Origin of the sequence: Pseudomonas sp. PDM15, from assembly GCF_014851565.1 — a bacterium.
In the GTDB taxonomy this organism is placed as follows: Bacteria; Pseudomonadota; Gammaproteobacteria; order Pseudomonadales; family Pseudomonadaceae; genus Aquipseudomonas.
In genome coordinates, this window is sequence record NZ_JACVAA010000002.1 from 557,338 (window position 1) to 569,440 (window position 12,103).

A 12,103-nucleotide genomic window follows, 5' to 3' on the forward strand; every position below is an offset into this window, starting at 1 on the left:
AGGTCAATGTCAGGTGATTACGCACACAATCGTCTGCCGGGGCCGGCAGCGTTGCGCGCCATTCTAATGAGAGCCACAATATCTGTTAAGCGAATTATCGCGATATAGATTATTGGTTATATAGATATGCGATTCACGCTCAGACAATTGGAAGTCTTCGTCGCCGTGGCCAAGCAGGAAAGCGTATCCCGCGCGGCGGAATCTCTGGCCCTCTCCCAGTCCGCCGCCAGCACCTCGCTCAGTGAACTGGAGCGGCAGTCCGACTGCCAGCTGTTCGATCGCGCTGGCAAACGCCTCTCGCTCAATGCCCTCGGTCGCCAGTTGCTGCCCCAGGCGGTGGCGCTGCTTGACCAGGCCAAGGAGATCGAGCGCCTGCTCAGCGGCAAGACCGGCTTCGGCCTGCTGGAGCTAGGGGCCACCCTCACCGTGGGAAACTATCTGGCCACCCTGCTGATCGGCAATTTCATGCAGCGCCATCCGGAATGCCGTCTCAAGCTACACGTACAAAACACCGCCAACGTGGTGCAGCGGGTAGCCCACTACGAACTGGACCTGGGCCTGATCGAGGGCGATTGCCAGCACCCGGACATCGAAGTACAGCCCTGGGTCGAGGACGAACTGGTGGTGTTCTGCGCCCCGCGCCACCCGCTGGCCGAACGCGGCACGGCGACGCTGGAAGAGCTGAGCCGAGAGGCCTGGATCTTGCGCGAGCAAGGCTCCGGCACGCGGCTGACCTTCGACCAGGCCATGCGCCATCACCCGGCGCAACTGAATATCCGTCTGGAGCTGGAGCACACCGAAGCGATCAAGCGCGCCGTGGAGTCCGGCCTGGGCATCGGCTGCATCTCACGCCTGGCCCTGCGTGACGCCTTCCGCCGCGGCAGCCTGGTGCCGGTGGAAACCCCGGAGCTGGACCTCACCCGCCAGTTCTATTTCATCTGGCACCGGCAGAAGTACCAGACCGCCGCCATGCGCGAGTTTCTCGAACTGTGCCGGGAGATGACTGCGGGCATCCGTCGTAGCGACGAGATCGTGCTGCAGCCGATCGCCTGAGCGGAGGCCCGGGCGATCAGATAGGGAAGCGAGTCAGTCAGGCCGAGGCGGCCAGGGGATGAAAGCTGAAGTAGCTGCGCAGGGCGTCGACCATCTCGACGTATTCGACCGGCGGCGCGACCAGCGAGAAGCCCGAGTCGTAGGTGCCGGGAGTGACATCTTCGCGGCTCCACTGGCAGCAGGCGGCGAAGTCGACATTGTGCACACGACCATCGCGGCCGGGGATCTTGAGGCGCATGTCGAAGCGCGCATTGACCAGCATGGGGTACTGGCTGATCAGCATCAGGCCATCCAGCGAGACATTGCCGATGTAGCCCATGGGTTTGTCGGTGATGCGGTTGAACACCTTCAAGTAGTACGGCAGCTGGTGGCGTTCGATGTGGCGCTGAATGTGCATGGTGGCCAATCGCTATGGATGGAGTTCGAGTATGGCTGTTGCGCTGGGACTCGACCAGACTCAGCCGCACCGCTCGGCGATACGAGACGACAGACGGCTGCGCGCAGCCTCTACTTCCGCCTCGTCGATATAGCTGCGTTCGCCGTTGGCATCGGTGGTGAAGTAACGGCCACCGCGCTGAATCTGCGCCAGATTGCTGCGTAGCTCGCTGCATTCCTTGTTGCGCTCGGCACGGGCCGCGGAGGCACGAGCCTGAGACTGGGCCTTCTCGTCGCGACGCGCATCGAAGTACTGCTGGGTGCGCTGCTCACGCTCACGAGTGGCATCGTCGCGCTCGACGACCTGAGGCTTCACCTCTACCTGCTCGGCGCCTTTTCCGGCGGGCTTCTCGCTGAAATGCACGCGCCCCTGGGCGTCCGTCCAGCGGTAGATCTCCGCGCTGGCGAGTGCCGGCACGAGCAAGGCGATGAATATGAAATGACGCATGCGGGCTTCCCTCCTTCGGCGCAGCTTAACGCCACGCTTCGCTTCCTGCGGACCAGCCGACTGACGGCCGCATCAGAGGGATGCGGCGGATGCCTTGGCCGGCTCTCCCGCCTGATGATGCCCGAGCTGACGCAATGTCTCCAGCCTTGCGCGAGCGCGATAGGCGTATTCGCTGGCCGGGTAGCGGGTGACGATGAACTCGTAGGTCTGTGCCGCGTCGACGAACAGGTTCTGCCGCTCCAGGCATTGGCCTCGCAGCAGGGAGATTTCCGGCTGCATGTAGCTGCGCGAGCGACTGCTGCGCTCGGCACGCGACAGGTCGAGCAGGGCCTTGTCGCAATCGCCTTCGGTGTAGTGCCGATAGGCTTCGTCCAGGTGACGGTCCAGGGACAGGCGATTGCAGCCGACGAGACTGGTCAGGGTGAGAATCAGGATCAGGGTTCGCATGGTCAATTCCTCCGCTGTGCAGTGTATCGGCGTGCGCGGCGATTTCTGCAGAGACAAGGTAGTGCAGGCGAACAATGACTACAGTGAAAGGCCGTAGTAGCCTCGCCGCACGCTATGCAAACTGGAGTTACCGCATGACCCTGCGCCGCACCAAAATCGTCGCCACCCTCGGCCCCGCCAGCAATTCCCCGGAGGTTCTCGAACAGCTGATAGTTGCCGGCATCGACGTTGCCCGCCTGAACTTCTCCCACGGCAGCGCCGACGATCACAAGGCTCGCGCCGCGCTGGTCCGCGAGCTGGCCGCCAAGCACGGCCGCCACGTGGCGCTGCTCGGCGACCTGCAGGGTCCGAAGATACGCATCGCCAAATTCGCCAACAAGCGCATCGAGCTCAAGGAAGGCGACCTGTTCCGCCTGTCCGCCAGCCATTCGCGCACCGAGGGCAACCAGGAAGTGGTCGGCATCGACTATCCAGCTCTGATCCAAGACTGCGACGTAGGCGACGATCTGCTGCTGGACGACGGCCGCGTGGTCATGCGCGTCGAGCTCAAGGGCGCCGACGAGCTGCACTGCCGCGTGGTGATCGGCGGCCCGCTGTCCGACAACAAGGGCATCAATCGCCGCGGCGGCGGCCTGACCGCGCCGGCCCTGACCGAGAAGGACAAGGTCGACATCAAGCTGGCCGCCGAGATGGACCTGGACTACGTCGCCGTATCCTTCCCGCGTGACGCTGCCGATATGGACTACGCCCGCCGCCTGCTCACCGAGGCCGGCGGCAACGCCTGGCTGGTGGCCAAGATCGAGCGCGCCGAGGCAGTGGCTGACGACGCCGCACTGGACGGCCTGATCCGCGCCAGCGACGCGGTGATGGTGGCCCGTGGTGACCTGGCCGTGGAGATCGGCGATGCCGAGCTGGTCGGTATCCAGAAGAAGATCATTGCCCACGCCCGCCGCTACAACAAAGCGGTGATCACCGCGACCCAGATGATGGAGTCGATGATCCACAGCCCCATGCCGACCCGCGCGGAAGTCTCCGACGTAGCCAACGCCGCACTGGACTACACCGACGCGGTGATGCTCTCGGCCGAAAGCGCCGCCGGCGAGTACCCGGTGGAAGCCGTGGAAGCCATGACTCGCGTGTGCCTGGGCGCCGAGAAACACCCGACCAGCCAGAAATCCAGCCACCGCATCGGCCGCACCTTCGAGCGCTGCGACGAGAGCATCGCCCTGGCCACCATGTACACCGCCAACCACTTCCCGGGCGTCAAGGCCATCATCAGCCTGACCGAGAGCGGCTACAGCCCGCTGATCATGTCGCGCATCCGCTCGTCGATCCCGATCTTCGCCTTCACCCCGCACCGCGAGGCCCAGGCCCGGGTTGCCCTGTTCCGCGGTGTCTACACAGTGCCGTTCGACCCGACCTCCATGCCGGCGAACAAGGTCAGCCAGGCGGCGGTGGACGAGCTGCTCAAGCGCGGCTTCGTGCAGCCCGGCGACTGGGTGATCCTGACCAAGGGCGACAGCTACCACGGCACCGGCGGCACCAACACCATGAAGATCCTCCATGTGGGCGATCCGCTGGTCTGAGTGTGCCGCCCATGAAAAAGGCCGCTCGATGAGCGGCCTTTTTTATTTCTCCCTCTCCCCTGGGTGGCTGGGTGAGGGATCGGCAGCGAGTCGCTTACTGAACCCTTGCCCCTTCCCCTCTCCCGGCAGGAGAGGGCACCAACAGTCAAGCGAACTTGGAGAAGTCCGGCTTTCTGCGCTGCATAAAGGCCGACAGCGCCTCGATGGCCTCCGGCGAGCGCAGGCGCTGGCCGAACAGGGCGCCCTCCTCCTCGATCACCTTGCGCAGCTCCTCGCGCCCCGGCGCGCGCATCAGGCGCTTGCTGTCGGCCACCGCGGAAGGCGCCAGCTCGAGGAAGCGCAGGGCCATTTCGCGGGCCTTGGCCACCGTACTCGGACCATCCTCAAGGGCACCGCTGGCGATGCCCCACTCGGCCGCCTGGGCGCCGGTGAAGGCCTCGCCCAGCAGCAGTACTTCAGCCGCCTTGGCCTGACCGAGCAGGCGCGGCAGCAGCAGGCTGGAGCCGAATTCCGGGCACAGGCCGAGATTGACGAAGGGGGTGCGCAGCTTGGCGTCACGGCTGACGTAGACCAGGTCGCAATGCAGCAGCAGGGTGGTGCCGATGCCCACCGCCGGACCGGCGACGGCGGCCACCACCGGTTTGCTGAAGTCGAACAGCGCGCGCATGAACTGGAACACCGGGCTGTCCATGCCGGTGGGCGGCGCCTGCAGGAAATCGGCCACGTCGTTGCCGCTGGTGAAGCACTCGGCCCCGCCGGTGATCAGCACCGCGCGCACCGCGCGATCTTCGTTGGCCGCGTCCAGCACCTCGGCCATCCGGCTGTACATGGCGCGGGTCAGCGCGTTCATTTTGTCCGGGCGGTTCAGGCGCAGGGTCAGCAGACCGCCTTCGCGCTCGACCAATACATGTTCGCTCATTGCAACTCCAGGGCAGTGCCCCGGTTATGCATGGGGCAGAAAAAGATCGGCCAGCACCTGGTTGCGCGGCACGCCGATCAGATAGAGGCGGCGGGCGAAGGCTTCCACGCTGGCGGGAGAGCCGCAGAGTAAGGCGACGGTCTGTCGCGAAACAAGCCGCAGTTCCGCCAAAACCACCGCCAGCTCGGACGCGGTCACCAGCTGCAATTGCAGCTGTGGATGGCTCGCAGCCAGCGCCTGCAGCGACTCGGCCAGATAGTGGCCGGCGGCGTCATGGGCCAGGTGAATGACCCGTAGCGGGCCCTGGTGATGCTGGCGCAATGCCTCGCGTAACACTCCCCAAAGTGGCGCCAGGCCGGTGCCGGCGGTCAGCAACCAGAGCGGCCGCTCGCTCCAGGCCGGGTCGTAATGCAGGGCGCCGCCGCGCAGTTCGCCCAGACGCAGCACATCGCCCGCCTGCAGCTGGCGGGCGGCATCGCTGAAGGCGCCGTTCTGACGGCAGTCCAGGTGGAACTCCAGCCAGGGCTCCTCGCCCGGCAGGCTGGCCAGCGAATAGGGCCGCGCCAAGCCGTCGGCCGTCCACAGCACCAGATGCTGACCGGCGGCGTAGCGCAGCGGTTTCTCCGGCAACAGGCGCAGGCGCAGTACCGACGGGCTCAGCCAGTCGAGCGAGTGCACGCGTGCCGGTAGGCCATCGCGGGAAGGATCGAACAGCTGCACCTCCAGATCGTCCACCACCCGGCACTGGCAGGCCAGGCGCCAGCCCTGTTCACGGCGTGCCTCGCTGAGCGCCTCGGGTTGCTCGTCCAGCACCTCACCGCGCACGCAACGCACCAGGCAGGCATGGCAGCTACCAGAGCGGCAGCTATAGGGCACGCGCAGGCCGGCACTGTTGAGGGCATCGAGCAGATTGCTGCCGGCGGGTACCGACCAGGCCTGGCCGGCGGCTTTCAGTTCAGGCACCGGCGCCCTCCCAGGCCGCGTCACAGCGGTTGCGGCCGCCGCGCTTGGCCCGATACAGGGCCTGGTCGGCCCGCTGCAGGGCCTCGTCGAGATCATCGCCTTCGTTGAGCAGGGTCATCCCGGCGGACAGGCTCAGATTGCTCACCTGCACGCCGACCGGCTCGGCATTGGCGAATGCCTCGCGCAGCCGCTCGCAGCAACTGGTGAACTGGTCGGCGTCGGTGTTGGGCAGCAGCAGCACGAACTCCTCGCCACCGTAGCGGGCCAGTACATCGCCGTCGCGCAGGCAGGCGCGGGCCACGGCAGCGAAAGTTTGCAGCACGCGGTCGCCGGCGGCATGGCCGTGCACATCGTTGATCCGTTTGAAGTGGTCCAGGTCGATCAGCGCCAGGCCGTGCTGGCGGCCGTGGCCGAGGTTGTCCAGCTCACGCAGGGCCAGGCGCAGGAAGTGGCGGCGATTGAACAGCCCGGTCAGCTCGTCGGTGGCCACGAGGTCTTCGAGCTGGCGCATCATGCCGCGCAGGGTGTCCTGGTGCGCCTGCAGCGCATAGCGGCGTTGGCGCATGCGCTGGCGCAGGGCCTGCACGTAGCTGGCGAACAGGCTCTGCCAAGTCAGGCCGATAAACAGCGCGCAACATTGCAGCAGGGCCTGACCCGGATCATCCAGGCGCATCTGGTAGCCTTCCAGGAGGTTGAGCCCGGCGAAGGAGAAGAAGGCAACGGCGGCGCAGCGCACGAACACCCGTGGGCGCAGCTGGAACACGCCGAACATCAGGATGATCAGGTAGAACATCAGCAGGCTGCCGCGGGCGCTGTCGAGCTGGACCAGCAAGGCAGTGTGCAGGGCAAGGCCGACGAGGATCTGCGCCTCGGTCAGGCTGGGGTCGGCGAAGTGCAGGTTACGCCCGCTGCGGAACAGGGCGTAGAAGGCCAGCTGGCTGAGCGCCACCAGGCCGGTGCAGAACAAGGCGAAGGAGACGGTGCCGTTATAGATGCCTACCCACAGCGCCACCCACATCAGCAGAAGCACCAGGGCATAGCTCGCTACCGCCATGCCGAAGCGCTTCAGCAAAAGGCTTTGCAGACCGCGCTTTGTCACCCCTGGACTACTCGTACTCATGGGTTCCGTCCCGTACTGGCACCTTGCCCAACTCTACCCCCGTAATAGTGAAATTGATAGCGCGCCCGCGACCATCGGCCAGCCCGCGCGGCTGTGCCGGTCCCTGCCAGCGCGCTATACTGCGCCGCCGTTTTTTGTGGCCCGCCATCCGTGGCAGCCACCCTGCGGGCCGTCGCGGAACGACGTCAAAAGTCGTTCCGGACGACTTTTTGCCGTTGCGCCGGGTCGTGGTCCGGCGTTTCCTTATAGATGTTCCCTGATAGAGGAGCGCCCAAATGACCGTGATCAAGCAGGACGACCTGATTCAGAGCGTCGCCGACGCCCTGCAGTTCATCTCCTATTACCACCCCGTCGACTTCATCCAGGCCATGCATGAGGCCTATCTGAAGGAAGAGTCCCCGGCCGCGCGCGACTCCATGGCGCAGATCCTGATCAACTCGCGCATGTGCGCCACCGGCCACCGTCCGATCTGCCAGGACACCGGCATCGTCACCGTGTTCGTCAAGGTCGGCATGGACGTGCGCTGGGACGGCGCCACCATGAGCGTCGACGACATGATCAACGAGGGCGTGCGCCGCGCCTACAACCTGCCGGAGAATGTCCTGCGCGCCTCCATCCTGGCCGACCCGGCCGGCGCGCGTAAGAACACCAAGGACAACACCCCGGCGGTGATCCACTACTCCATCGTCCCCGGCGACAAGGTGGAAGTGGACGTCGCGGCCAAGGGCGGCGGCTCCGAGAACAAGTCGAAGATGGCCATGCTCAACCCGTCCGACTCGATCGTCGACTGGGTACTCAAGACCGTACCGACCATGGGCGCCGGCTGGTGCCCGCCGGGCATGCTCGGCATCGGCATCGGCGGTACCGCCGAGAAGGCCGCAGTGATGGCCAAGGAAGTGCTGATGGAGCACATCGACATCCACGAGCTGAAGGCTCGCGGTGCGCAGAACAAGATCGAGGAAATGCGCCTCGAGCTGTTCGACAAGGTCAATCAGCTGGGCATCGGCGCCCAGGGCCTGGGCGGCCTGACCACCGTACTCGACGTCAAGATCATGGACTACCCGACCCACGCCGCCTCGCTGCCGGTGTGCATGATCCCCAACTGCGCCGCCACCCGTCACGCCCACTTCGTGCTCGACGGTTCTGGCCCGGCCGAGCTGGAAGCGCCGGACCTGTCCGCCTACCCGGAAATCGTCTGGGAAGCCGGCCCGAGCGCGCGCCGCGTCAACCTCGACACCATCACCCCGGAAGAAGTGCAGAGCTGGAAGCCGGGCGAAACCGTGCTGCTCAACGGCAAGATGCTCACCGGCCGCGACGCTGCGCACAAGCGCATGGTCGACATGCTGAACAAGGGCGAAGAGCTGCCGGTGGACCTGAAAGGCCGCTTCATCTACTACGTCGGCCCGGTCGATCCGGTCGGTGACGAAGTGGTGGGCCCGGCCGGTCCGACCACCGCCACCCGCATGGACAAGTTCACCCGCCAGATCCTCGAAAGCACCGGCCTGCTGGGCATGATCGGCAAGTCCGAGCGCGGCCCGATCGCCATCGACGCGATCCGCGACAACAAGGCCGTGTACCTCATGGCCGTCGGCGGCGCCGCCTACCTGGTCGCCCAGGCAATCAAGAAGTCCAAGGTGCTGGCCTTCGCCGAGCTGGGCATGGAAGCGATCTACGAGTTCGAAGTGAAAGACATGCCGGTTACCGTGGCGGTCGACACCCAGGGCGAATCGGTGCACATCACCGGCCCGGCGATCTGGAACAAGAAGATCGCTGAAAGCCTGGCGGTGGAAGTGAAGTAAGCGCCCCTGCGCTACGAAGAAGCCCGGCCCAGTGCCGGGCTTTTTCTTTTGCCAGCCTTATTGGCCGAATGCCCCTCTGCGTATCTCTAGCCATCCAGCATAAATGGCAATAACATTGACCTAATTCTATGTTCCGCCATCACCCCGGCGGGCCATACCGCGCACCGCCCTACCCGGGCCGCGCCTGTCGCTGTGGAGATACACGATGTCTACCGATCCGGTCACCATGCTGGTGGCACGCCGCGTTCCGCGCGAGTGCTTCCAGGATTTCCGCGCCTGGCTGCACGAAGGCCAGCAACTCGCCGCCGACTTCCCCGGCTACCTCGGCTCCGGCGTCCTCGCCCCACCGCCCGAGGACGACGAGTTCCAGATCATCTTCCGCTTCACCGATGCCGCCACCCTCGCCGCCTGGGAGCATTCCGCCTCGCGCCGCGCCTGGCTGCAGCGCGGCAGTGGCCTGTTCGCTCAGCCCCACGAGCGGCGCGTCAGCGGCCTGGACGCCTGGTTCGGCAATGCCTTGCGCCGCCCGCCGCGCTGGAAGCAGAGCGTGGCCATCTGGCTGGCGTTCTTCCCGGTGTCACTGGCGTTCAACCTGCTGTTCGGCGGCTTCATGGCCGAGTGGCCGCTGGTGCTGCGCGTGCTGCTCAGTACCCTGCTGCTCACGCCGCTGATGACCTACTGGTTCATCCCCCTCTCCACCCATCTGCTCGATCCCTGGCTGCAAGGCCGCCGCGCACGCCAGGCGGACGAAGTGCTGCAGACACCCTGAAGCGGCGCTTTCCCCCACGCCGCGCATGGTTGTAGCGCAGCGGGGGCTGGGGTTTACTTGGCCGATCCAGTCCGATCGACGAGCCCCGCAATGACCGCCCCCGCTGCCCCCATCCTGATCACCGGTGCCGGCCAACGCCTCGGCCTGCACTGCGCCGAGCGTCTGCTCGACGACGGCCAGCCGGTGATCTTCAGCTACCGCAGCGAGCGCGAAGGCGTGCAGCGCCTGCGTGAGCGCGGCGCCACAGCCCTGCAGGCGGACTTCTCCAGCGAGGCCGGCATCTTGGCCTTTATCGAGCAGCTCAAAGGTCGCACCGACAGCCTGCGCGCCATCGTGCACAACGCCTCGGACTGGGAGGCGGAAACTCCGGGCCACGAAGCCGAGGTGTTCCAGCGCATGGTCAGTGTGCACATGCTGGCGCCCTATCTGATCAACCTGCACTGCGAGGAACTGCTGCGCCAAGGCGGTCCGGCGGATATCGTCCACCTGGGCGACGACGTGTCGCGCAAGGGCAGCGCCAAGCGCCCGGCCTACTGCGCCAGCAAAGCCGGGCTGGACAGCCTGACCCAGTCCTTCGCCGCGCGCTTTGCCCCGGCGATCAAGGTCAACGGCATCGCCCCGGCGCTGATCCAGTTCAATAACGGCGACAGCGCCGAGTACCGCGCCAGACGCCTGGCCGAGACGCCGCTGGGCTTCGAGCCGGGCGCCGAGGTGATCTACCAGAGCCTGCGCTACCTGCTGGACAACCCCTACGTCACCGGCACCACCCTGACCGTAAACGGTGGCCGCCATCTGGCCTGAGGACCGCGCCATGAACCTGCCGCAGCATTACCGCGAGATCCTCCTGGGCCTGGGCGAAGACCCGCAGCGCGAAGGCCTGCGCGACACCCCCGAGCGCGCCGCCAAGGCCATGCAGTACCTCTGTCACGGCTACGCCCAGTCGCTGGAGGAGATCGTCAACGGCGCCCTGTTCGCCTCAGCCAGCGACGAGGTGGTGATCGTCCGCGACATCGAGTTGTACTCGCTGTGCGAGCATCACCTGCTGCCCTTCATCGGCAAGGCCCATGTCGCCTATATCCCCACCGGCAAGGTGCTGGGGCTGTCCAAGGTGGCGCGCATCGTCGACATGTACGCGCGCCGCCTGCAGATCCAGGAGAGTCTGACCCGGCAGATCGCCGAAGCCATCCAGAGCGTCACCAACGCCGCCGGCGTGGCCGTGGTGATCGAGGCGCAGCATATGTGCATGATGATGCGCGGGGTGGAAAAGCAGAACTCGCAGATGCTCACCTCGGTTATGCTGGGCGCCTTCCGCGAGTCCAGCAACACTCGCCAGGAATTCCTGCAACTGATCGGACGGAGCAAGTAAATGCCGCGACTGGAACCTGGGATGGCGCGCATCCGGGTCAAGGACCTGCGCCTGCGCACCTTCATCGGCATCAAGGAGGAGGAGATCAACAACAAGCAGGACGTGTTGATCAACCTGACCATCCTCTACCCGGCCGACGAGGCCGTGCGTGACAACGACATCGACCACGCGCTGAACTACCGCACCATCACCAAGGCGGTGATCCGCCACGTCGAGGAAAACCGCTTCGCCCTGCTCGAGCGTCTGACCCAGGAGATTCTCGACCTGGTCATGGCCAACCCGGCCGTGCGCTACGCCGAGGTGGAAGTGGACAAGCTGCACGCCCTGCGCTTCGCCGAGTCGGTGTCCATCACCCTCGCCGCCCACCGCTGAGAAGCGGCCCAAAGTCTGCTGCGCTTCGGCCATGCGTCGTTGGAAAAGGGCCTCGGGTGCTCATTTACGTCATGTAAACTCCGCGCCCTCGCCCCTTTGCCGCCTAGCCCGGCTCTAGCTCGCGAGACTTTGAATCTGCTTCCGATGACAAGGAGCCTGTATGACCGAACAACAACGCCTCGAACTGGAGGCCGCCGCCTTCCGCCGCCTGGTCGAGCACCTGCGTGAACGCACCGATGTGCAGAACATCGACCTGATGAACCTCGCCGGCTTCTGCCGCAACTGCCTGTCCAAGTGGTACAAGGCCGCCGCCGATGAGCAGGGCGTGGCCGTCGACATGGAGCAGGCCCGCGAAGTCGTCTACGGCATGCCCTACGCCGAGTGGAAAGCCCAATACCAGAAGGAAGCCACTGCCGAGCAGCAGGCCGCCTTCGACAAAGGAAACCAGCACTGATGAGCCTGCAAGACTTCCGCGCCCGCCTGCACGGCGAGCAATTCCAGTTCGCCGAGACCCTGGCCTTCGTCGCCGAGCACTACGACTACCAGCCCAGCGCCTTCCGCAACGGCGCGGTGGAAAGCGCCGCCGGGCAGAACGAGGGCTCCTGCAAGACCCTTGGCCTGGCGCTGCTCGAAGGCCTCAGCCTGGAAGAGACCCTGCGCGCCTTCGGCGAACACTACCGCTCCGTGCTGGCCACCCCCGAAGGCAACGACCACGCCAACATCCGCGCCCTGCAGGACACCGGCCTGGGCGGCGTGCAGTTCGCCCAGCAACCGCTCAAGCGCAAGGGCTGAGTTGCGCAACAAGCTGCGCATCTGTCGGCTTTGG

The 12,103-nt window shown here is 65.7% G+C and carries 15 protein-coding genes; 9 read left to right on the forward strand and 6 right to left on the reverse strand.

The window, feature by feature from the left end:
- The first annotated feature begins 126 nt into the window (after positions 1-126).
- Positions 127-1,053, forward strand: a complete 927-nt coding sequence (locus tag IB232_RS06725; RefSeq protein WP_171016255.1) for a LysR family transcriptional regulator — start codon at positions 127-129, stop codon at positions 1,051-1,053.
- A gap of 37 nt (positions 1,054-1,090) precedes the next feature.
- Here the strand turns inward: IB232_RS06725 and IB232_RS06730 are convergent, their stop codons facing one another.
- The 3 genes from IB232_RS06730 to IB232_RS06740 form a co-directional block, all read right to left on the reverse strand.
- Positions 1,091-1,450, reverse strand: coding sequence for a PilZ domain-containing protein (locus IB232_RS06730; protein ID WP_192397749.1), 360 nt, complete (start codon positions 1,448-1,450; stop codon positions 1,091-1,093).
- Between the two features lie 60 nt (positions 1,451-1,510).
- Positions 1,511-1,936 (reverse strand): DUF4124 domain-containing protein, encoded by a 426-nt coding sequence (locus tag IB232_RS06735; RefSeq protein WP_192397750.1) that lies wholly within the window; start codon positions 1,934-1,936, stop codon positions 1,511-1,513.
- A 72-nt stretch (positions 1,937-2,008) separates the two neighbouring features.
- The gene (locus IB232_RS06740) at positions 2,009-2,383 is read right to left on the reverse strand and encodes a tetratricopeptide repeat protein (RefSeq protein ID WP_192397751.1); all 375 of its coding nucleotides are present in this window, start codon (positions 2,381-2,383) and stop codon (positions 2,009-2,011) included.
- Positions 2,384-2,517: 134 nt separating this feature from the next.
- Between IB232_RS06740 and pyk the strand changes: the two genes are divergently transcribed.
- The gene (gene pyk / locus IB232_RS06745) at positions 2,518-3,969 is read left to right on the forward strand and encodes a pyruvate kinase (protein WP_192397752.1); all 1,452 of its coding nucleotides are present in this window, start codon (positions 2,518-2,520) and stop codon (positions 3,967-3,969) included.
- A gap of 145 nt (positions 3,970-4,114) precedes the next feature.
- Here the strand turns inward: pyk and IB232_RS06750 are convergent, their stop codons facing one another.
- Genes IB232_RS06750 through IB232_RS06760 form a run of 3 tightly spaced genes read right to left on the reverse strand, consistent with a single transcriptional unit; the run spans position 4,115 to position 6,971 of the window.
- Entirely contained in the window at positions 4,115-4,888 is a 774-nt protein-coding gene (locus IB232_RS06750; RefSeq protein WP_192397753.1) for an enoyl-CoA hydratase, read from the reverse strand.
- 24 nt (positions 4,889-4,912) lie between these two features.
- Entirely contained in the window at positions 4,913-5,851 is a 939-nt protein-coding gene (locus tag IB232_RS06755) for an iron-sulfur-binding ferredoxin reductase (RefSeq protein WP_192397754.1), read from the reverse strand.
- Positions 5,844-6,971: a sensor domain-containing diguanylate cyclase gene (locus tag IB232_RS06760; RefSeq protein ID WP_192397755.1), complete on the reverse strand. Its 1,128-nt coding sequence runs from the start codon at positions 6,969-6,971 to the stop codon at positions 5,844-5,846. The genes IB232_RS06755 and IB232_RS06760 overlap by 8 nt, the downstream gene beginning before the upstream one ends.
- 275 nt (positions 6,972-7,246) lie before the next feature.
- On the opposite strand from IB232_RS06760, the gene IB232_RS06765 reads away from it, so the two are divergent.
- The 7 genes from IB232_RS06765 to IB232_RS06795 all read left to right on the forward strand — a co-directional run bounded on the left by IB232_RS06765 (position 7,247) and on the right by IB232_RS06795 (position 12,069).
- The gene (locus IB232_RS06765) at positions 7,247-8,770 is read left to right on the forward strand and encodes a fumarate hydratase (RefSeq protein WP_192397756.1); all 1,524 of its coding nucleotides are present in this window, start codon (positions 7,247-7,249) and stop codon (positions 8,768-8,770) included.
- Between the two features lie 205 nt (positions 8,771-8,975).
- Positions 8,976-9,539, forward strand: a complete 564-nt coding sequence (locus IB232_RS06770; protein ID WP_137971325.1) for an antibiotic biosynthesis monooxygenase — start codon at positions 8,976-8,978, stop codon at positions 9,537-9,539.
- Between the two features lie 90 nt (positions 9,540-9,629).
- Positions 9,630-10,340 carry a dihydromonapterin reductase gene (gene folM, locus IB232_RS06775; RefSeq protein WP_192397757.1) on the forward strand — a complete coding sequence of 237 codons (711 nt, stop codon included), beginning with the start codon at positions 9,630-9,632 and terminating at the stop codon, positions 10,338-10,340.
- Between the two features lie 10 nt (positions 10,341-10,350).
- Positions 10,351-10,905 (forward strand): GTP cyclohydrolase I FolE, encoded by a 555-nt coding sequence (gene folE, locus IB232_RS06780; RefSeq protein ID WP_192397758.1) that lies wholly within the window; start codon positions 10,351-10,353, stop codon positions 10,903-10,905.
- A complete protein-coding gene (gene folX / locus IB232_RS06785) occupies positions 10,906-11,277 on the forward strand; it encodes a dihydroneopterin triphosphate 2'-epimerase (protein WP_137971322.1) in 372 nt (123 codons plus the stop codon).
- Positions 11,278-11,437: 160 nt separating this feature from the next.
- A complete protein-coding gene (locus tag IB232_RS06790; RefSeq protein ID WP_192397759.1) occupies positions 11,438-11,731 on the forward strand; it encodes a DUF1244 domain-containing protein in 294 nt (97 codons plus the stop codon).
- Positions 11,731-12,069 carry a HopJ type III effector protein gene (locus IB232_RS06795; RefSeq protein ID WP_225592158.1) on the forward strand — a complete coding sequence of 113 codons (339 nt, stop codon included), beginning with the start codon at positions 11,731-11,733 and terminating at the stop codon, positions 12,067-12,069. The genes IB232_RS06790 and IB232_RS06795 overlap by 1 nt, the downstream gene beginning before the upstream one ends.
- Positions 12,070-12,103 lie beyond the last annotated feature (34 nt).